The following is a 19135-nucleotide window of genomic DNA, read 5'->3' as shown; positions in this document are numbered from 1 at the left end:
GACGTCGGGCGGCAGCCCAGCCCTCGTCAGGGGACCATGGTGGTCATGCCACGATTCATTGATCCGACGCCCGGGCTGCGCGCGTCTTTCCTGGAGGCGGTGGCCGAGTTCCGGGCCGACCGCGACTATCCCCCCTCCTGGTTCGTCGGCGACGTCGACCCGCCCGCCCTGACCGACCCGGACGCTTTCGAGGCGTATGTCGCGCGGCTGCTGGGCGAGCGTACCGAGGCAGGCGCACGCGACGGGTTCGTCCCCATGACGACGCTGTGGTGGGCCGACGGCGAACGCTTCCTGGGCAGGATGGCCATCCGTCACCGGCTCAGCCCGGCGTTGGAGGAGCTCGGCGGTCACATCGGCTATGACGTGCGGCCGTCCGCCCGGCGCCAGGGGCACGCGACGGCCATGCTCGCCGCGGCGCTGCCGATCGCGCGGTCGCTGGGCGTCTCGCAGGCGCTGGTGATGTGCGACAGGACCAACACGGCCTCGCGGCGGGTCATCGAGGCCAACGGGGGCCGGCTCATCGACGTCACCGAGCAGAAGCGCCGGTACTGGGTGCCCACGGGACCATGACATCCCCCCGCGGGACAGGTGGACGGGGGTCAGGCAGCGATGGGGGCCTCGGGCTCGGCGTCTTGCGCCGACGTCCGCGTCCGGGGCAGGACGAGATAGGTGAGGGCCAGTCCGATCAGGCTCAGCACCGCGCCCCCCACGCCGGTCCAGCGCAGAGCGCCGGCGGCGACGATCGCGCCGCCGGCGACCGAGCCCGCTGCGGCGCCGAGATTGAAGGCGCCCACGTTGACGGTGACGGCCAGGGTCGGGGCGGCGCCCGCGTGGTGCAGGATCAGTCCCTGCAGCGGGGCGATGGTCGCGGTGGCGAGCAGGCCGAGCACCAGAACCGCGACCACGGCGGCGGGCTGCCACACCGCGGCGAACGGGATGAGCAGAAGCGTCCCCGTCAGCCCGCCGAAGACCCCGCGTACGGTTGCGCTCATCGACTTGTCGGTCAGCCTTCCCGCGGCGAGGTTGCCGAGGAAACTGCCCGCGCCGTAAGCGAGCAGCAGACCGGAGACCGTCGCGACGGAGAAGCCGGAGACGACGGTCAGCAGCGGGGCGATGTAGGTGAACACCGTGGAGACCCCGGAGAAGCCCACCGCGGTGGTGGCGATGGCGAGCATGACCGGCCGGCGCGTCACCACACGGATCTCGTCACGCAGTCGCGTGGACAGCCCCTCCTGCCGGGGCAGTACGGCGGCCAGGAGCAGGGTTCCTGCCAGGGAGAGACCGGTCAGCACGGCGAACGGAGCCCGCCATCCGGCACTCTGCCCGAGCAGCGCCCCCATGGGGACCCCGAGGAGCGTCGCCACGGTGAAGCCGGAGGTCACGGTGGCGATGGCCGAGCCCGTCCTCTCGGCCGGGACCACCCGGGTCGCCGTCACCAGCGCCAGCGCCAGGAAGACGGCGTGACTGAGCGAGGACACCACCCGGCCCACCAGGAGCAGGCCGAACGAAGGCGCCACCGCGCTGATCGCGCTGCCCCCCGCGAACACCAGCATCAGGCCGACGGCGAGCCCCTTGCGCGGCAGACGCGCGGTCAACAGGGCCATGGCGGGCCCTCCGACCACCACTCCGAGCGCGTACGCGGTCACCGCCTGCCCAGCGGTTCCCACGGAGACGTCCAGATCAGCGCCGATCTGGGGCAGCAGCCCGGCGATCAGGTACTCCGAGGTACCCACGACGAAGACGCTCGCGCACAATGCCGCGAGCGTCGCGAAACCCTTGTTCCATGTCATGCCGCAGACGTTAAAGTCTCATATCGATATGAGAGTCAAGTCGAGCGGGCAAGGTCCGCGCGGCGATCAGGAGGTCCTCGTGCGCATCGGTGAGCTGTCCCGGCGGACCGGCGTGGCCGTGCACCTGCTGCGCTACTACGAGGAGCAGGGTCTGCTCCATCCGCAGCGGCGCCCCAGCGGTTACCGGGAATACGTCGAAGAGGACGTCGCCGTCGTCCGCCGCATCCGCAGCCTGCTGGCCGCAGGCCTGAACACCTCGACGATCACCACGGTCCTGCCGTGCCTGCGGGACACCGGCGACCGTCTCGTCCCCACCTGCTCGGACCTGCTCGCCGACCTCCACCAGGAGCGCGACCGCATCGCTCAGGCCATCGCCGACCTTCATGCCTCCATGGACGCGCTCAATGACGTCATCGCCGCGGCCCCGCCCGACGTCACTCGCCGCGCACTGGCTTCACTCGGCGCATCAGCGGACTAGGAGCCACGCCCGCCCCGGGCCGCCTCGTCGGCGGGTCGAAGCGGGGACTCCTCCCAGGCGGTGACCCCGAGGCGGCCCGTGGAGCCGAGGTCCAGGGGCGCGTCCGGGGTGACGCGGTGCTCCCGCCCGCCAGGCCCCGCGGTCACGACCACCGTGGCCCCGATCACCCGGCTCATCCTCGCGCAACGGGAGGACGAACCGGGCATCGCACCTGAAAAACCTCAGAAGAAGCTGAACTCAGGCTCCTCCTTCGGCAGCTCCACGCGCGCCGGGCCGCGGAAGGCCGACTTGTCCTGCGGCACGTCCGCCGGCGGGGTGCCCAGCGCGAACGGGATCGAGACGCTGCTGGCGGCCAGGTCGAGCGTCACGTTCGCGCCCGTGCCCGGCTCCTCGCTGTAGGTGCTGTCGGTGCCCGCGACGACGAGCGCGACCCGGTGCCCCTTCGCGAACGTGTAGTCCTGCGGCAGCGTCTGCCACCGGACCTTGCCGAACGTGCCGACCGGCAGCGGGGAAGGGCGGCTGAGCGAAGCCCGGTTCTGCACGTCGATCCAGCCGCGGGCGACGATCTCGGCGGGCCGGTTCGCCACGTTGGTCACGACCTTCTTGTAGCAGGCGTCGTCGGCCGCGGTGCTCTCGCCGTGGCAGTCCTCCTCGGCCAGCGTGGTGATGCCCTGGCCGCGCCGCCAGTCCACCCGGGTGGCGTCGCCGAAGTCGACGAGCAGGGCGGTGAGGTTGGAGGTGGGCCTGTCGAGCTTGACCGTGAGGTCGGCCGTGGGCGTGCCGGACAGGCGCAGGTCGAGCGGGAGCGGGCCGGTGGTGAAGGCGACCCGGCCCGGCTTGGCCGTGCCCACGTCGGCGATCATGTCGGCCTCGTCCAGGGCCACGTCCGCGAACGACGCGGCGGCTCCACGGGCGGCGGGCCGGAGCCCGAGCGAGCCGTCGGCGGCCGGGCGCAGCGGCAGCTTGGCCGCGAGCGGCGCCGGCCAGTCGCGCTGGGTGATCCACCGGGCGGGGCCCGTCTGCACGTCGGCGCGCGGCTCGGTCATGATGCCGTTGCGCACGCCCAGCAGCCAGTGGTCGAACCAGCGGTGCAGCGTGTCGACCCACAGGTCCCTGCGGCCCTCGAAGTCGAACGGGTCCACGTGCTGGTACTGCCCGACCCAGATCTTGCGCGGCACGTCCCGCCTGGCCAGGGCGTCCCACCAGGTGGAGAAGTTGTCCGGCTTGACGTTCAGGTCGTTGACGGTGTGGACGACGAAGACGCTCGCGGTCACCTTCGAGGCGTCGCCGAGCAGCCCGGAGACGTAGTCGCGCTCGGCCCAGAACGCGTTGTGATTCCCGGTGTCGTCGCCGTCCTCGGCGTCCATCCGGTCCCGTACGGCCTGGCACTTGGCCTCGGGGTCGGTGTCGACGTAGTCGGCCAGCCAGGAGGCGTAGTCGTAGCTGTAGATCACGCCGTTGGAGCGCTGGTACCGGTACCAGGAGCTGATCGCCGAGATGGGCACGATCGTCTCCAGGCCCTTGACGCCCGTGGCGGCGACGGCGTTCGCGAGCGTCCCGTCGTAGGACTTGCCGATCATCGCGGCCTTGCCGGTGGTCCAGTCGGCCACGGCCGGGGTGCCGTCGGAGCGGAAGGCGCGGGCGCGGCCGTTGAGCCAGTCGACGACCGCCTTGCCGCCCAGCACGTCGGCCTTGCCGCCGATGTCGGGGCAGCCGTCGGAGCGGGTGGTGCCGAGCATGTCGACGTTCAGGACGGCGTAGCCGCGCGGCACGAAGTAGTTGTCGTAGAACAGCGGGAACTTCGTGACGTTCCCGTCGGCGTCGTAGACCTTGCGCTCGGCCTCGTTCCCGCGCCCGGAGTTGTCGTAGTAGGGGCTCTCGTCGATGATCACCGGCACCTTGAGCCCGGGACCGGACTCCTTGGGCCTGATGACGTCGACGCGCACCCGGTCCGGCCGGCCGTCGGCGTCGCTGTCGACGCTCGACTCGACGTAGACGTGCTCGCGGACGGCGTCGGCATAGGAGAAGACCGGCTGGGTGCGGCCGTTCTCGACGGTGATGGCGGGGCCGGCCGCCGCCTGGGCGGGGGTCGCGATCGCCAGGGTGAGGGCGACCGCCAGAAGGGCCGGGCGTAATTGCGACACGCGTGTCCTCCGTGACAAGAAGGGGGCATGTGATGAAACGAGGAGAAGTCAGGAAATGTCCCCCGGGCAATCTCTCACCCGCCCGCGGGCCTGACAAGATCCTCTCCGTACGCGTGGAGACGCCTGTCCAGCCGGTTCCGGCGGCCCGGCGCGTCTAGGCTGGAAGGCCCCACCGGGCGAGAGAGCCCGGGAAAGCGACCTGAGGACATCGACCTTGACGACACCCGGGCTGGAGGAGAGAGGACGCATGCGGAACGTCTCCCGTACCTCGCTCGTGGACGCCGCCATCGAGCAGCTCCGCAAGGAGATCACCGGCGGGGCGTGGCCGGTCGGCACGAAGATCCCGTCGGAGGCGCAGCTCGCGGCGAGCCTGGGCATGAGCCGCCTGTCGGTGCGCGAGGCCGTGCGGGTCCTCGCGCACGCCGGCCTGCTGACCACGCGTCAGGGCGACGGCACGTACGTGACCGCGACGGACGAGTCCAGGATCGCGCTGCGCCGCCGGCTCGACCGCGCCGCCGCCATGGACATCATCGACGTACGGCGCGGGCTGGACCTGGTCGCGGCCCGGCTGGCGGCGGTCCGGCGCACCGAGGACGACCTCGCGGCCCTGCGGGAGACGCTGGAGCGCAGGGACGCGGCCGGGGAGGCCGGGGACCTCGACGGGTTCGCCGACGCGGACGTCGCCTTCCACCTGCGGGTGGCGGACACCGCCGGCAACCCGCTGCTCGCCGACCTCTACCACAGCATGGGCGAGGCCGTCCGCGACAGCGTCCGGGACGTGCGGCGCACCTCGCACGAGCCGGACACCTCCCACTGGGCCCTGCTGCGCGCCATCGAGTCGGGCGACGCCTCCGGCGCCGTGGAGGCGTCCATGGCCATCCTCGACACGCACGAACGCGAGCTGCGGCCGTCACCGCCGGCCGGGACGGAGCAGGCGCGCGGCTAGGCTCCCCGCATGGGGACCAGACGCGCCGACGCCGAGCGCAACATCGCCGCGATCCTCGAGGCGGGGCGGCGGGTGCTGAGCGCCGACCCGGGCGCGAGCGTGATGCAGGTCGCCAAGGAGGCGGGCGTCGGCCGGGTGACGCTCTACGGCCACTTCCCCTCCAGGGAGGCCCTGGTCGGGGCGGTCGTGACCCACACGGTCGAGCTGGCCGGCACGACACTGGCGGCCCTCGACCTCGACGCGCGGCCCGCCCGTGAGGCGCTGGCCGAGCTGGTGCGCTCGTCCTGGGACGTGCTGAGCCAGCACAGCCGGCTGTTCCTGGCGGCCGACGCGGCGCTGCCGGCCGAACGGCTCCGCGAGCGCCACGCCGAGCCGCTCGACCGGGTGGAGCGGCTGATCGTGCGGGGCCGCGACGAGGGGGCGTTCCGGACGGACCTGCCGGTGACGTGGCTGGTCAGTACGTTCCTGGCGATCCTGCACACGGCGGCGGGCGAGGTGGAGGCGGGGCGGCTGGCGCGCGACGAGGCGGGCGAGACGCTGGTCCGCACGCTGGACGCGCTCCTGTCGCCGCCCCCGGCCTGACGCCGCTCCGGGGTTCCCGGGCCGCCAGGCGCGGTGGCCGCCGGACCGGTGACCACCGCGCGGCGGGTGAGGTCAGGAGGACTGGTTGCTCATCAAACGGTCGATCTTCCAGCCGTTGCTCGACTTCTCCAGGATGAAGAACTCCCGGTAGTTCTGGCTGTCCTGCTGGCTGGTCGCCCGGACGAGCGCGTAGGTGTCGCCGAGCTTCTCCGTGTCCTCGATCGTGTACGTGCCCGACATCGGCCCGGTCATCATCCCCTGGTAGGCCTTGCGGATGGCGTCGGTCCCGTCGGCGGTCGCCGCGCCTTCGAGGGCGACCACCGCGTCGTTGTCGAACAGCGCCACGACGTCGTCCACCTTGCCCGCCTTGATGGCGCCGAAGTAGCTCTGGACGATGCCCTTGGGCGTGTTCTTGGCCTCCATGCTCTCCGACGGCGAGGCGCTCTCGGTCGGCATCGAGCTCATGTCCGAGGACGGCGCGCCGGGGCTCGCCGCGCTGCCGCCCATGGCCTCCGTGCCGCCACCGGACGCGCAGCCCGTGACGAGCAGAGCAGGGACAAGCGTCGCCAGCAGGAGTGACCTGCCCTGAAGAATCTTGTGCATGGCGGCTTGATGCCCATGCCACTCGTGATCGAATGCCCGCTTGTCCAGTCCGAACCCGCCTTTTACGGTTCACAGGGATCATGCCCGGCGGGCTGGGGCATCGGGCGGCGGGGCCTTCGGGGGGCGCCCCGGCGGCGGACCGGCCGGCCCGTCAGGGCAGGGGCTCCGACGGTGGGTAGACGTGCGGGCTCTGGTGACCCGATGGCAGGACGCAGCGCCGTCCCGAGTCGACACTGGGGCAGCGATCGGCACTGTCACGCTGCGGCAGAGGGGCTGGGGCGTTGGTGACGTTCGGCTCCATTTCGGGCACCCGGTGGACCTTACGGTGACGCCTCGGGGGGTTGGTCGCGTGATGATCACGATCCGACCTCTGAACGGTCTCGCCACAGCGGTGAAGCGTCACGGTGAGTGAGTTTTCGCGATTCGGGCCTGGGCAGGTGTGCGGGATGCATACCGACGGTGACGGCGAGGTGACGGTGACTCCCTGCGAGGACGGGCCGCTCCTCGTGCGCGGGAGGTTCCGGCTGGTGACCCAGGACGGGCGGCAGATCGACCCTGGCCGGGCGACGGTGGCGCTGTGCCGGTGCGGGCTGTCGTCCACGAAACCGTTCTGCGACGGCTCCCACCGGGCGGCGGGCTTCCAGGCCGGCAGCGCCCCGGATCCGGACCCCGCCGCCTGACCCGCACGACACGCTCAAGGCCGGGCAAAGTGGAGCATGCATGCGTTATCTGGACATATCGGGCGGGTAGCAGCACACCACAGCAAGGGGGAGAATCATGATCAAAATGCTGCACAAGATGGGAATCCGATCCCATCACGCCTACATGGCCGGGGCGCTGTCCATCGGGCTCTCGTTCGCGACCTGGGCACTGTCCACCAAGGCCGAGCCGGCCGGACTCGACCGCGCCGACCGGTGGGGGATCTTCGTGGGCGAATGGGCTCCCACGTTCTTCGCCCTCGGCGTCGCGCTCCGCCTGGAGGAGGGCGGCCGCGAGTCCATGCAGGGCATGGGCGGCCCCATGCAGGAGATGGGACGCGGGCAGGAAGCGGACACGGACGTGTTCGACCGCGCGTCCAGCGGCATGTCGCACCGCGCCCCCACGGGCATGTAGGCGGGCCGCACCAGGCGTTCCGGATCGCCGCGGGCACCCTCGGGGAGCCCGCGGCGACCCTTGTCCGACGGCATGCGGGCGCCGGTCAGGCGGTGGCGCGCTCCGCCAGGAGCCGGAGCGGCTCGTCGGTCAGCCTGAACGTCGTCCACTCGTCCAGCGACACCGCGCCCAGCGAGCGGTAGAACCCGATCGCCGGGTCGTTCCAGTCGAGCACCGACCATTCGAGCCGCTGGTAGCCCCGCTCGGCGCAGATGCGCGCCAGCTCCGCCAGCAGCGCCCGGCCGTGGCCGCCGCCCCTGCGGTCCGGCCGCACGTACAGGTCCTCCAGGTAGACGCCGTGCGCGCCGCGCCAGGTGGAGAAGTTGAGGAACCACATCGCGAACCCGACGACCTCGCCGGTCCTGTGGCCCTCCCCGTCCGCCCCGTCCTCCGTGTCCTCCGTGGCGACGTGCGCGAACACCGCCGGAGCGTCGCCGAAGAGCGCGGCGCGCAGCTGCTCCTCGGTGGCGCGCACCTCGTGCGCGGCCTTCTCGTACGTGGCGAGGTCGTGGATCAGCCCGAGGATGGCGGGCACGTCGTCAGGGGTGGCGCGGCGAATCATCCCCCCAGCGTAGGGGACCTGCCGCCGGGACCGGTCTCAGGCGCCGTCGAGGACGCGGGTCAGCCAGTCCAGGGTGCCCGTGCGCAGCGCCTCGTCCGCGAGCCGCTTCGCCGTGGCCGTCTTGAGCGCGGCCAGCGAGCTGTCGATCCACGGCTGCACGTTCTGGTGGCCCTGCTCGCGGTACTCGACGGCCTGGAGCAGGCATTCGAGCTTGTCGGCGTCGCGGGCGCACACCGCCTCCAGGCTGACCTTCTCCTCGTACTCGGCGATCGCACCCCGCAGCATGGAGGCCACGGCCTCGGGCACGTCGCTCGTCTGGTCGGCGGTGACGTCCTCGTTGGCGGGCGCCCTGAGGTAGCGCTTGGCGACATACGGGATGTCGGTGATGCGGGTCTCCTGGCTGTCGTGGAACAGGCTCATGAACGACGCCCGCTGCGGGTCTCCCCCCTCCAGCACCGCGACCACCCCCGCGATGACCGCCGTACGGAACGAGTGGTCGGCGATGCTCTCCGGATCCCGCACGCCGGCCACCAGCCAGCCGGTGCGCTTGTAACGCTTGAGCAGCCCCATCTCGTAGAGCAGGCCCGTCAGTCCCGTCATGTCGTCAGCCACGAGGGTCCCCTCTCACCTCGGTACCTATGGGCCGAGCGTAGACGACACTCTCCCCTGCGGGCGGCGTCCGCGCCGACACGCCGCAACGCGCCGCCCGGAACAAGGCCCTAGGTGTCCGCCGGCGTCTCCCGCGGGAAACGGGTGACGAAGCGGCGCTGCCAGGGTGTCTCCACGGCTCCCGGCCGGTAGTGCGCCCGCACGTACGCGACCGCCTCACCGCCCGGCACCCCGTCCAGGACGGCCAGGCAGGCCAGGGCGGTGCCGGTGCGGCCGACGCCGCCGCCGCAGGCGACCTCCACCCGCTCCGTCGCGGCGCGCTCCCACGCCTCGCGCAGCGCCGCGCTCGCGTCCGGCCGGTCCGACGGCAGCCAGAAGTCCGGCCAGCGCACCCACCGGGCCTCCCACCCGACGGCCGGGGGCCGCTTGCCGAGCAGGTACACCCCGAAGGCCGGCACCGGCCCCTCGGGCAGGGGGTGCCTCAGCCCCCGGCCGCGCACGAGCCGCCCCGACGGCAGCCGCAGGACGCCGGCGGCCGCGGGGTCCCAGGAGTCGATCATGTACCGAGGATAGGCCCCGCCGTCGCGGGACGCGTGAGCGCTTCGGGGATGATGTCCTCCGATGTTCAGGACGGGATGTGACGACCATGACGGATGACGGCGTGCGGCTGCGGACGGCCGAGCCGGGCGACTACGACCGCATCGCCCCGGTGGTGGACGACTGGTGGGGACGTCCCGTCCAGGGCAGCCTGCCGCGGCTGTTCCTCGACCATTTCCACCGCACCAGCCTCGTGGCGGAGGACGGCGACGCCCTGGCGGGGTTCCTCGTCGGCTTCCTGTCGCCCTCGGTGCCCGACGCCGCGTACATCCATTTCGTGGGCGTCCACCCGAGCCGGCGGGGAGACGGGCTGGCGCGGCGGCTGTACCGGGGCTTCTTCGACCTGGCGGCGGCGGACGGGCGCACGCGGGTGCGGGCGATCACCTCGCCGCGCAACCACGGCTCCATCGCGTTCCACACGGCGATGGGGTTCGCGGTGAAGGGTCCCGTCCCGGACCACGACGGGCCGTCCAACGACCGGATGGTGTTCGAGCTGCGGCTCGGCGGCGCCTGAGGCGGCTCGCCGGCGGTCACGGCTCCCCTCGTGGCGGGCGGGGGCCCTCGAAACCGGCCAGCCACCTGATCAGCAGCCTCTCCAGCTGGTCGGCCTCCTCGGGCGTCAGGAAGTCGAGGAGGCTGCGCTCGTTGCGCATGTGCTCGGTGAACGCCTCGTCGAACAGCTCCCGGCCGGCGTCGGTGAGCGCGACGACGCGGGCGCGGCCGTCGTCCGCGCTGGGACGGCGGGTGACCAGGCCGCCGCGTTCGAGCCGGTCGATCCGCTTGGTCATGGCGCCCGTGGTCACCATCGTGTACGCGGCCAGCTCGCCGGGAGCCCGCTCGAACGGCTCCCCGGCCCGCCGGAGGGCGGCGAGCACGTCGAAGTCCCCCTCGCCCAGCCCGTACCGGCGGTAGACGACCAGGAGCCGGTCGGTGAGGTGGCCCGCCAGGCGGTGCAGCCGCCCGATCACGCCCAGCGGCCGCACGTCCAGGTCGGGCCGCTCGCGGGCCCACGCCCGCAGGATGCGCGCCACGTGATCCAGATGCTCCGGGCCGTCGGGAGAGTCGCTCATGGCTCCACAATAGCTTCCAAGGAAGCTACATTGTCCTCCATGGAAGCCAGTCTGCGGTGGGCTCCGGTCACCGCGATCGCCCCGCTGGCATGGGGCGCCGCGTACCTCGTCACCCACCGGTTCCTGCCGGCCGACAGCCCCCTGTACGGCGGCGCCATCCGGGCGCTGCCCGCCGGGCTGCTCCTCCTCCTCGTCCGCAGACGGCTTCCGCGAGGGTCGTGGTGGTGGAGGTCGCTGGTGCTCGGCGCCCTCAACATGGGCGCGTTCTTCGCCCTGGTCTACCTCGCGGCCCAGACGCTGCCGTCGAGCATCGCCTCGACGATCATGGCGACCTCGCCCGTGGTGATGATGCTGTTCGCCTGGGCCGCGCTGTCAGAGCGCCCACGGGCGGCGCACATGGCCGGCGCGGCCATCGGGATCGCCGGCGTCTGCCTCCTGCTGCTGAGGGGCACGGCCACCGTGAACGCGACCGGGGTGCTGGCCTCCGTCGTGGCGATGACGATGTCGTCGTACGGTTACGTGCTGGCCAAGAAGTGGAGCTCGGCGGTCGACGTGTTCTCGCTGACGTCGTGGCAGCTCATCGCCGGGGGCGTCGTGCTGGTCCCCGTCGCCGTCGCGGTGGAGGGCGCGCCGCCGTCGCTGGACGGGCCCGCGGTGCTCGGGTTCGGGTACGTGACGATCGTGGCGACCGCGCTGGCCTTCGCGGCCTGGTTCACGGGGCTGCGGCACCTGAGCGCCGGGACGGTCGGGCTCATCGGGCTGCTCAACCCGCTGACCGGCGTCCTGCTCGGCACGGTGGTGGCCGGCGAGACCCTCACGGCGCAGCAGCTCCTCGGCCTCGCCCTGGTCTTCGCCGGGATCCTCCTCGGCCAGCCGGTCACCACCCGCCTCCTCGCTCGCGGCCCCTCCCTCAGACGCCGGCCTCGGCCGTCACCAGGAACATCAGGAACGACGCCAGGAACGGTCGTCCCCGCAGCTCCTCCACCCATTCCTCCGCGGCCGTGCCCAGACGGCCCGCCTCCACGGCCCTGAGCACGTTGCGGCGCAGTCCCAGCAGCCGGTCGGCGGTGTCGAAGTCGCGGAGCACCGGCGCCACGGCGACCACGGAGCGGACGGTCAGCCCCGCCTCGGCGCACAGCCGCGCGAGGCCGCGGCCGACGGTCGCGTTGCGGACGATCTTCGTGGTGATGAACCGGGTCAGGCCGCGGCCCATGTCCGGATCCCGCGAGTCGATCAGCAGGCCCTCCCAGTCGGGTTCGGCCATGACGATCCGTCCCCCGGCGCGGGCCACCCGCCGGAGCTCGGCCAGCGCCCTGGCGGGGTCCTCGACATGCTGGAGCACCCGGTCGGTGCGGGCCCGATCGACGCTGCCGTCGTTCAGCGGAAGGGCGTGCACGTCGCCGGAGCGGATCTCGACGCCGGGCCGTCCCCCCACCCGGGCGGCCGCCTCGGCCACCATGGCGGGATCGCGGTCGACGCCGACGACCCGGCCGCCCGGCGCGACCGCCGCCGCCATCGTCCCCAGATCGGTCCCGGGCCCGCAGCCCATGTCCACCACCGTCTGGCCCGGCCGGAGGTCGAGCAGGCGGAGCACCCGCCGCTTGTAGGCGCGGCCCGGGACGCTCGCGGCCACCTGGTCGAGGTAGGAGATCGGGTCGGGCGGCATCGTCCCTTTGTTCTGGATCACGGGCCGAGCCAAGCACACCGGTGTGGCGTTCCCGCGGGGAGAGCGTCGAGATCCCGTGCAGCCTCGCCGCCGTGACGCCCGGAAATCCCAGAGGACATCCGCCGATATATCCCGATACGGTGGTCGATCATGGCCGCTCTGCGGCCCCCTCATACCTCACCCACGGAAGGGTGACCCGTGAACGGTCCCGGTGAGCTGCTGGGCGACCCGACGACGCCGCCTCCCCTGTCCGGCGCCCGTCTGGGCGACGACCTCCTCCTGTCCGTGGTGACGGGCTCGCGCGCGTACGGCCTCGACTCCAGCGGCTCCGACACCGACCGGCGCGGGGTGTTCGCGGCGCCCACCGAGGACTTCTGGCGGCTGGACAAGCCGCCCACGCACCGCGACGGGCCGCTGCCGGAGCAGTTCTCCTGGGAGGTGGAGCGGTTCTGCGCGCTCTGCCTCGCCGCCAACCCGACGGTGCTGGAGTGCCTGTGGTCGCCACTCGTGGAGGTCGTCACCCCGTACGGGGAGCGGCTGCTGGAGCTGCGCGGGGCGTTCCTGTCGCAGCGGGCGCACGAGACGTTCGCCGGGTACGCCGACGCCCAGTTCCGCCGGCTCCACCCGGCGGCGCCGAGCTGGAAGCAGGCCATGCACATGATCAGGCTGCTGCTGAGCGGGCTGCACCTGATCCGGCACGGCGAGCCGCTGGTGCGGATGGACGCCTTCCGGGACCGGCTGCTGAGCGTCCGGCGGGGCGAGGTGCCGTGGGCGGAGGTCGACGCCTGGCGGGCCGCGCTGAACGCCGAGCTCACCGCCGAACTGGACGCCGGGCGCAGCGTCCTGCCGGCCGTACCGGACCGGGAACGGGTGGAGGAGTTCCTGATGGACGTGCGCAGGGGGCATCTGTGAGACTGCCCGCCTGGCTGCCGGAGATCCCCGGCGAGCAGCCGTACCCCCTGGCGTTCGCCACGATCAGCGGCGCGCATCTGTACGGCTTCCCGTCGGCCGACTCGGACGTGGACCTGCGCGGCGTGCACGTGCTGCCCGCCGAGCAGGTCGTGGGCCTGCGCACCGGCCCGGACACGCTGGACCGGACGTGGACCCGGGAGGGCGTGGAGGTCGACCTCGTCACGCACGACCTGGCCAAGTTCTGCCGGCTGCTGCTGAACCGCAACGGCTACGTGCTGGAGCAGCTCCTGTCGCCGCTGGTCGTGGCCGCGTCGCCGCTGCACGAGGAGCTCGTCGCGCTCGCGCCGGCCTGCCTGACCCGGCACCACGCCCACCACTACCTCGGGTTCGCCCGGACGCAGTGGCGGCTGTTCGAGAAGACGGACCGGCTCAAGCCGCTGCTGTACACGTTCCGGGTGCTCCTGACCGGCCTGCACCTCATGCGCGCGGGCCAGGTCGAGGCCGACCTGACGCGCCTGTACGGGTACGGCCCGCCGTACCTCCCCGACCTGGTCGCCGCCAAGCGCGAGGCCGAGCACGGCGCGGCGCCCCCCGTGCCGGGCGCGGCCGCGGACGTGGACCGCCTGACCGCCGAGCTGGCCGAGGCGCGGCAGTCCTCGTCGCTGCCCGACGCGCCGACGGCACACGACGCCCTGCACGACCTGCTGGTACGGGCACGCCTCGGCCAGGCACCGGCCACCGCCCCCGCTCAGCCGTCCCTGCACGACATCTCATAGGAACGGAATGCTCGATGGCATCGGTGACATTTCGCGATGAGACGGCGACGGGCCGGGCCCTGGAGGAGTTCTCCCTCCCGGACCTGCCCGAGCGGATCTCGGCCCGGGAGCTGGTACGGCTCCGCGTCCGTGAGGAGGTGGCCCGCCACAACGCCGCCCCCTCCTCCCGTTTCCGCGGCCTGGTGAAGCCGACGGACGCCGAGACCGAGCTGAACGGCCATCGGATGCGCGCCCCCCGGCGGCTCGACTGGGAGCGGCAGGCCGACGCCGCCGAGGCCGCGTTCGCGCGCAACGGCTTCCTGCTGCTCGTCGGCGACCGGCAGATCGAGGACCTGGCCGAGGTGATCGACCTGACCGTCGACCCGGTCATCTCCTTCGTGAAACTGGTGCCCCTGGTCGGGGGCTGACCCGACCCCTCGGGGAATCTGTCGGCCGCGTCCGGCAGGATCTTCCGCATGCGGCTATCTCCCCCGGCGCGCCACCTGCTGGACCTGATGACCGGAGCCACGGAGGACACCTCGCGATGGCCCGACGCCACCCGGCTCGGCGCGTTCGAGCTCGGTGCGCTGCTGCCCGCGGCCTACCGGGTCGTGCTCCGGTCGGCGAGCGCCATGCCGGCCCGCTTCGCGGTGGAGGAGGCGGCCAAGGAGCGGCAGCCGCTGTTCACGACCGAGGCGTGCGCGGATCTGTTCGACGCCCTGGTGGAGGGACTGCCCGGCCGCAAGTGGGCCGACATGTGCTTCGCCGCCGGCGCGCTGGTGCGCTGCCCGGACGGGCCGCCGCTGGAGCGGCTGGCCGGGCCCGCCCGCGCGCTGGTCGGCTTCCTGCTGGCCGAGAACCGCCTGGACAACCCGTTCGCGCTGCTGGCGGTCGCCGGGCTCGCCGGGATGGACGCCGAGGTGGCGGAGCGGCTCACCGCGGGGCGCGGGCCGATCGCCGTCGCGGAGGTGGAGCTGGTGCTCGGCTGGGACGCGGAGCGGCGGGCGCTGTTCGCCGAGTCCGTCCAGGAGCGCTCGTACAACTCCTGGCCGCCGCTGCCCGACGTCCGGGAACGGCTGGCCGGCGTGCCCGGCTACCTTGATCTGGTCCGGGCGGCCCTGGAGACCGCCGAGGCCCGGGTCGCCGCCATCCACGCCGGGGACATCCCGTACAAGGCGGACAAGGCGTTCGAGGCCGGGGAGAGGGACGCCATCGGGCGGGCCGCGCGGATGGCGCTGTTCCGCGACGAGCCGTGGCTGCCCGGGGTGCTGGAGCGGCTGCTGCCGGGCGTGGCGGTGGCGCCCACGCAGGCCAGGACGCTGCCCTCACAGGGAGTGCTGTTCGAGATCGCCCGCGCCGTGGAGGACCACCCGACCCCCGAGGCGATCTCGGCACTGCGCGCCGCCCGGGGGGCGACCCGGCACGCCGGGGTTCCCAAGCAGCTCGACCGCATGCTCAAGCGGATCGAGCCGGCGCTGGCCGAGCGGGTGGAGGTGGCGTTCCGGCTGCCCGACGGGCGGGTGCGGCAGGCGGTCGGCGAGCACACGGCGGTGATCTCGACCGAGGGAGCGGTCGAGCTGTCGTGGTGGCACGGGGACAAGAAGCTCAGGTCGGTCCCGGCGGCGGTCAGACGCGAGCACGGTGACGAGGTCAGACGGCTGCGCGAGCTGGCCAAGCGGGTGAAGCAGCAGCAGGCGACCCTGGTCAGGGCGCTGGAGGCCGGATACCCGAGCGAGGTCACGCCGCCGTACCGGCGGCTGGAGGGGCAGCCGGTCGCGGACCGGCTGATCTGGGAGTTCGAGGTCTCCCCCGGCGAGTGGCGCGCCGAGCTGGGGCTGAGCGTGCCCGACGTGCCGGTGCGGCTGTGGCATCCGGCGCGCGCCTCGGTGGAGGAGGTGACCGCCTGGCGGGAGGTGGTGCAGGGCAAGGAGCTGCGGCAGCCGTTCAAGCAGGCGTTCCGCGAGGTCTACCTGCTGACGCCCGCTGAGGAGGCGACGGAGGTCTACTCCAACCGGTTCGCCGGCCACGTCGTGAGCTACCACAAGCTGTACGCGCTGTTCAGACAGCGCGGCTGGGCCGCGGACCGCCTCGGCCCGTGGGACGGCGGCGGCTCCGGCGAGGCCCGGCGGATGCTGGCCGGGGGCCGGTGGCGGGCGTCGTTCTCCCACGAGTACGCCTGGCACGACCACGGTTACGCCGCCACCGACCAGGTCCGCTTCCACCGGCTCGCCGACGGCGGCTGGCGCCTGGCGCCGCTGGCGGAGGTGCCGCCACTGGTGTTCAGCGAGGCGATGCGCGACGTGGACCTGTTCGTCGCGGTCACCTCGATCGCGGCCGACCCGGAGTGGACCGACCGGGGCGTGGACGGGCTGCGGGACTACTGGCGGACGAGCTCGTTCGGGCAGCTGCCCCCCTCCGCCGAGGTCCGCCGGGACGCGCTGTCCCGGCTGATCTCCCGTACGAGCATCGCCGACCGGTGCACGCTGACCGACCGGTTCCTGGTGGTCCGGGGCGACCTGCGCACCTACAAGATCCACCTCGGCTCCGGCAACATCCTCATGGAGCCCGACGGCGCCTACCTCTGCATCGTCCCCCGCGGCACCGGCGACCGGGTCTTCCTGCCCTTCGAGGAGGACGGCGGCATGCTGTCGGTCATCCTGTCCAAGGCGTTCCTGCTGGCCGCCGACACCGCCATCACCGACCCCACCATCACCCGCCAGATCCGGCTCACCCGGTGATCAGCCCGGCAGGCCGGCCGACCTGACCGGATGGGTGCGCGCTCCCGCCACGCCTTCGCGTGCGACGGACCGCACGACCGGTGATCACTCGTGGCCGCTGACGGGATGCGGCCGGTACGGTGCCTCGAGCCGGGCGGTCTCTCCCCCGGTCAGTGCCACGTCCAGGGCCGCGACCGCCTCGTCGATGTGGTGGACCTTGGTGGCGCCGATGACGGGTGCCGTCACGCCGGGCCTGCCGAGCAGCCAGGCGAGTGAGATTTGGGCCGGTGACCGGTCACGCTCGGCGGCGAGCGCCCTCACCGCGTCGACGACGTCGAAGTCGGCCTCGTCGTGCCGCGACTCGGCGAGGGGGTCGGTGCCGGCCCGCACGGTGGTGGGCCGTCCGTCGCGGGTGCGGTTGCCGGCGAGCATGCCGCGTGCGAGTGGGCTGTAGGGGATCACGGCGACGCCCTGGTCCCGGCAGAGCGGGATCATCTCCCGCTCCTCTTCTCGGTACACCAGGTTGTAGTGGTTCTGCATCGACACGAACCGCGTCCACCCTGCGGCCCGGGCGGTGTACTGGGCTTTGGCGAACTCCCACGCGCTCATGCTGGACGCCCCGAGATAACGCGCCTTCCCGGCTTTGACGACATCGTGCAGGGCCTCCATGGTCTCCTCGATCGGCGTTTCTCGATCCAGCCGGTGAATCTGGTACAGGTCGACGTAGTCGGTGCCCAACCGGCGTAGCGAGGCGTCGATCGCGGCCATGATGTGCTTGCGGGACAGTCCGCGGTCGTTGGGGCCGGACCCGGTCGGATAGTAGACCTTCGTGGCGAGCACGTAGTCATCGCGATGGGGGAACAGGCGGGCGAGCAGTCGCCCGGTGATCTCCTCGCTGACCCCGCCGGAATACATGTCAGCGGTGTCGAAGAACGTCACGCCCGACTCGGCCGCCTGCTTGACGATGGGCTCCGCGGCCTCCTCCCCCAAGTGCCACCGCCTGGTGACGGTGTCGCCGAAGGTCATCATGCCCAGGCAGATGCGTGACACCTTCAGCCCGGACGTGCCGAGCCTCACGTACTTCATGCTGTCTTCTCCTCAGAGGGTTCCTGGTGGATCGCGACGCCTGCCGTGATCAGCGCGATGCCCGCGAGATCCTGCACCGTCGGGGCCTGCGCCAGCACGGCCAGGCCGATGACGGTGGCGGTCGCCGGAAGGATGCTGAGCATGAGCGCGAAGGTCGCCCGGCGCAGGCGAGCCATCGCCAGCTGGTCGGTGACGTAGGGGATGACCGAGGAGCACACGGCGACGCCGAGCCCGGCGAGCAGCCAGGACGGGTGCGCGAAGGCTGCCGTGGCGTCGCCCAGACCGTACGGCGTCACAGCGACGGCGGCGATCAGCATGGCGGCGCCCAGCTGGTCGATCCCGCTCAGGCCCGAGCCGGTGTTGGCGATGCGGTGGCTGAGGATGACGTACACGAGGAACAGCGCGCAGTTGGCGAACGCGAAGACGAACCCCAGAGGCTCCTCCACGAGCCTGATGTCGGCGAGAGCGACGACCCCGCCGACGGCGAGCACGAGCGCGAGCAGGTTGCGGCCGTTGCGCATGCCGATCGCGGCCAGCACGAGCGTGCCGAGGAACTCGATCGCTCCGACGGTTGACAGTGGGATACGGGCGCAGGCCAGGTAGAACACGGTGTTCATGGCCGCCAGCACCACGCCGAGCGCGAGGAGCAGGCCGAGCTGCGCGGGCCGCAGCCGCCCGGCCAGCCGCCACGGCCGGCGCCAGACGGCGAACACCACCGCGGCACCGAAGATCCGGAGCCAGGCGACCCCGAGCACGCCGACGTGCTCGAACAGCATGACGGCGAACGCCGGCCCGAGGTAGTGGAAGACGGCGCTCACGCCGAAGAACGCCTGCGGCGGCACCCGGTCACGCAGGCGCGACGTGGCGTGCGCCGGATTGGCGGGCAACTTCACCGGAGTAGCGTTGCAAACTGCGACATCCCAGCTGAATGCCTTACTTAAGGTGAGGGGCCGTAATTGCCGTTGAATTCAAGGCCTTCAGGCCATACCTCCTATGACCCCAGGGCGATCGACACCGTCAACGCACGGTTGCTCGCCGAGCTGCACGCCGACCCTCGCCTGTCGATGTCCGAGCTCGCGCGTCGGGTCGGCATGTCCGCTCCCGCGGTCACCGAACGCGTGCAGCGCCTCCAACGCTCCGGCGTCATCACCGGCTTCCACATGGACGTCGCGCCCGAGGCCCTCGGCATGACCGTGACCGCGCTCGTCCGCATCCGGCCCGGCCCCGGCCAGCTCCACAAGGTCGCCGAGGCCGCCCGCCGAACGCCGAACGTGGTCGAGTGCCACCGGATCACCGGAGACGACTGCTTCATCCTGAAAGTCCACGCGCCGTCGATGCCCGGGCTGGAGGAGATCATCGACCGCTTCGTCATCCACGGTCAGACGACGACGTCGATCGTCGTCTCCACCCCGGTCCCGCTCCGCCCCCTCCCGGTCCCGGATGCCGGCGGGGACTAGGACGGGGAG

General features: G+C 72.4%; 23 protein-coding genes and 1 pseudogene. 13 read left to right on the top strand and 11 right to left on the bottom strand.

Annotated features, from left to right (window positions below):
* Window positions 1-45: 45 nt before the first annotated feature.
* Window positions 46-570, top strand: a complete 525-nt coding sequence (locus ABZS51_RS19025) for a GNAT family N-acetyltransferase (RefSeq protein WP_355442419.1) — start codon at window positions 46-48, stop codon at window positions 568-570.
* A gap of 29 nt (window positions 571-599) precedes the next feature.
* Here the strand turns inward: ABZS51_RS19025 and ABZS51_RS19020 are convergent, their stop codons facing one another.
* Window positions 600-1790 (bottom strand): MFS transporter, encoded by a 1191-nt coding sequence (locus tag ABZS51_RS19020; protein WP_355442416.1) that lies wholly within the window; start codon window positions 1788-1790, stop codon window positions 600-602.
* A gap of 28 nt (window positions 1791-1818) precedes the next feature.
* Here ABZS51_RS19020 and ABZS51_RS19015 point away from each other — a divergent pair, with 28 nt between their 5' ends.
* A complete protein-coding gene (locus ABZS51_RS19015; RefSeq protein WP_355442413.1) occupies window positions 1819-2268 on the top strand; it encodes a MerR family transcriptional regulator in 450 nt (149 codons plus the stop codon).
* Here ABZS51_RS19015 and ABZS51_RS19010 read toward each other — a convergent pair.
* Together ABZS51_RS19010 and ABZS51_RS19005 are read right to left on the bottom strand one after the other, a co-directional pair.
* Window positions 2265-2435, bottom strand: coding sequence for a hypothetical protein (locus ABZS51_RS19010; RefSeq protein ID WP_355442410.1), 171 nt, complete (start codon window positions 2433-2435; stop codon window positions 2265-2267). The two genes, ABZS51_RS19015 and ABZS51_RS19010, sit on opposite strands and share 4 nt — an antisense overlap.
* 54 nt (window positions 2436-2489) lie before the next feature.
* Window positions 2490-4412 carry a Xaa-Pro dipeptidyl-peptidase gene (locus ABZS51_RS19005; RefSeq protein ID WP_355442404.1) on the bottom strand — a complete coding sequence of 641 codons (1923 nt, stop codon included), beginning with the start codon at window positions 4410-4412 and terminating at the stop codon, window positions 2490-2492.
* Between the two features lie 247 nt (window positions 4413-4659).
* On the opposite strand from ABZS51_RS19005, the gene ABZS51_RS19000 reads away from it, so the two are divergent.
* Both ABZS51_RS19000 and ABZS51_RS18995 read left to right on the top strand, forming a co-directional pair.
* Entirely contained in the window at window positions 4660-5358 is a 699-nt protein-coding gene (locus tag ABZS51_RS19000; protein ID WP_355442401.1) for a FadR/GntR family transcriptional regulator, read from the top strand.
* Window positions 5359-5367: 9 nt separating this feature from the next.
* Window positions 5368-5940 (top strand): TetR/AcrR family transcriptional regulator, encoded by a 573-nt coding sequence (locus tag ABZS51_RS18995; RefSeq protein ID WP_355442398.1) that lies wholly within the window; start codon window positions 5368-5370, stop codon window positions 5938-5940.
* Window positions 5941-6012: 72 nt separating this feature from the next.
* Here ABZS51_RS18995 and ABZS51_RS18990 read toward each other — a convergent pair whose 3' ends face one another.
* Window positions 6013-6543, bottom strand: coding sequence for a nuclear transport factor 2 family protein (locus ABZS51_RS18990; RefSeq protein ID WP_355442396.1), 531 nt, complete (start codon window positions 6541-6543; stop codon window positions 6013-6015).
* Between the two features lie 446 nt (window positions 6544-6989).
* Here ABZS51_RS18990 and ABZS51_RS18985 point away from each other — a divergent pair, with 446 nt between their 5' ends.
* On the top strand, window positions 6990-7223 hold the full coding sequence (locus ABZS51_RS18985) for a CDGSH iron-sulfur domain-containing protein (RefSeq protein WP_310710844.1): 234 nt from the start codon (window positions 6990-6992) through the stop codon (window positions 7221-7223).
* A 97-nt stretch (window positions 7224-7320) separates the two neighbouring features.
* On the top strand, window positions 7321-7656 hold the full coding sequence (locus ABZS51_RS18980) for a hypothetical protein (protein WP_355442393.1): 336 nt from the start codon (window positions 7321-7323) through the stop codon (window positions 7654-7656).
* 85 nt (window positions 7657-7741) lie between these two features.
* On the opposite strand, the gene ABZS51_RS18975 is transcribed toward ABZS51_RS18980, so the two are convergent.
* From ABZS51_RS18975 to ABZS51_RS18965, 3 genes are all read right to left on the bottom strand, one after another.
* Window positions 7742-8257 (bottom strand): GNAT family N-acetyltransferase, encoded by a 516-nt coding sequence (locus ABZS51_RS18975; protein WP_355442389.1) that lies wholly within the window; start codon window positions 8255-8257, stop codon window positions 7742-7744.
* 36 nt (window positions 8258-8293) lie between these two features.
* On the bottom strand, window positions 8294-8869 hold the full coding sequence (locus ABZS51_RS18970) for an HD domain-containing protein (RefSeq protein ID WP_310710841.1): 576 nt from the start codon (window positions 8867-8869) through the stop codon (window positions 8294-8296).
* 107 nt (window positions 8870-8976) lie between these two features.
* Complete coding sequence (locus ABZS51_RS18965; protein WP_355442385.1) at window positions 8977-9426, bottom strand: protein-tyrosine phosphatase family protein; 450 nt, start codon at window positions 9424-9426, stop codon at window positions 8977-8979.
* An 86-nt stretch (window positions 9427-9512) separates the two neighbouring features.
* On the opposite strand from ABZS51_RS18965, the gene ABZS51_RS18960 reads away from it, so the two are divergent.
* Window positions 9513-9977, top strand: a complete 465-nt coding sequence (locus tag ABZS51_RS18960; RefSeq protein ID WP_355442382.1) for a GNAT family N-acetyltransferase — start codon at window positions 9513-9515, stop codon at window positions 9975-9977.
* Window positions 9978-9993: 16 nt separating this feature from the next.
* Here the strand turns inward: ABZS51_RS18960 and ABZS51_RS18955 are convergent, their stop codons facing one another.
* Window positions 9994-10533: a MarR family transcriptional regulator gene (locus ABZS51_RS18955; protein WP_355442379.1), complete on the bottom strand. Its 540-nt coding sequence runs from the start codon at window positions 10531-10533 to the stop codon at window positions 9994-9996.
* Between the two features lie 39 nt (window positions 10534-10572).
* Between ABZS51_RS18955 and ABZS51_RS18950 the strand changes: the two genes are divergently transcribed.
* Entirely contained in the window at window positions 10573-11565 is a 993-nt protein-coding gene (locus ABZS51_RS18950; RefSeq protein ID WP_355442376.1) for a DMT family transporter, read from the top strand.
* 85 nt (window positions 11566-11650) lie between these two features.
* Here ABZS51_RS18950 and ABZS51_RS18945 read toward each other — a convergent pair.
* A pseudogene (locus ABZS51_RS18945) lies at window positions 11651-12199 on the bottom strand (methyltransferase domain-containing protein); the annotation flags it as partial.
* Window positions 12200-12397: 198 nt separating this feature from the next.
* Between ABZS51_RS18945 and ABZS51_RS18940 the strand changes: the two are divergent.
* Genes ABZS51_RS18940 through ABZS51_RS18925 form a run of 4 tightly spaced genes read left to right on the top strand, consistent with a single transcriptional unit; the run spans window position 12398 to window position 16604 of the window.
* Complete coding sequence (locus ABZS51_RS18940) at window positions 12398-13111, top strand: nucleotidyltransferase domain-containing protein (protein WP_355442373.1); 714 nt, start codon at window positions 12398-12400, stop codon at window positions 13109-13111.
* On the top strand, window positions 13108-13887 hold the full coding sequence (locus ABZS51_RS18935) for a nucleotidyltransferase domain-containing protein (protein ID WP_355442370.1): 780 nt from the start codon (window positions 13108-13110) through the stop codon (window positions 13885-13887). Before ABZS51_RS18940 ends, ABZS51_RS18935 begins: the two co-directional genes overlap by 4 nt.
* 14 nt (window positions 13888-13901) lie before the next feature.
* Window positions 13902-14294 carry a hypothetical protein gene (locus ABZS51_RS18930; protein ID WP_310710834.1) on the top strand — a complete coding sequence of 131 codons (393 nt, stop codon included), beginning with the start codon at window positions 13902-13904 and terminating at the stop codon, window positions 14292-14294.
* A gap of 48 nt (window positions 14295-14342) precedes the next feature.
* Window positions 14343-16604, top strand: a complete 2262-nt coding sequence (locus tag ABZS51_RS18925) for a DUF4132 domain-containing protein (RefSeq protein ID WP_355442367.1) — start codon at window positions 14343-14345, stop codon at window positions 16602-16604.
* Between the two features lie 84 nt (window positions 16605-16688).
* Here ABZS51_RS18925 and ABZS51_RS18920 read toward each other — a convergent pair whose 3' ends face one another.
* Window positions 16689-17669 (bottom strand): aldo/keto reductase, encoded by a 981-nt coding sequence (locus tag ABZS51_RS18920; RefSeq protein WP_355442363.1) that lies wholly within the window; start codon window positions 17667-17669, stop codon window positions 16689-16691.
* Window positions 17666-18562 (bottom strand): EamA family transporter, encoded by an 897-nt coding sequence (locus ABZS51_RS18915; RefSeq protein ID WP_355442361.1) that lies wholly within the window; start codon window positions 18560-18562, stop codon window positions 17666-17668. Before ABZS51_RS18915 ends, ABZS51_RS18920 begins: the two co-directional genes overlap by 4 nt.
* A gap of 63 nt (window positions 18563-18625) precedes the next feature.
* Here ABZS51_RS18915 and ABZS51_RS18910 point away from each other — a divergent pair, with 63 nt between their 5' ends.
* Window positions 18626-19126, top strand: coding sequence for an Lrp/AsnC family transcriptional regulator (locus ABZS51_RS18910; protein WP_355442358.1), 501 nt, complete (start codon window positions 18626-18628; stop codon window positions 19124-19126).
* Window positions 19127-19135 lie beyond the last annotated feature (9 nt).

The organism is Nonomuraea sp. NPDC005501, from assembly GCF_040605905.1.
Taxonomy (GTDB): domain Bacteria; phylum Actinomycetota; class Actinomycetes; order Streptosporangiales; family Streptosporangiaceae; genus Nonomuraea.
The sequence above is the reverse complement of the archived record's forward strand: the minus strand, read 5'-3'. Positions and strand labels throughout refer to the sequence as shown.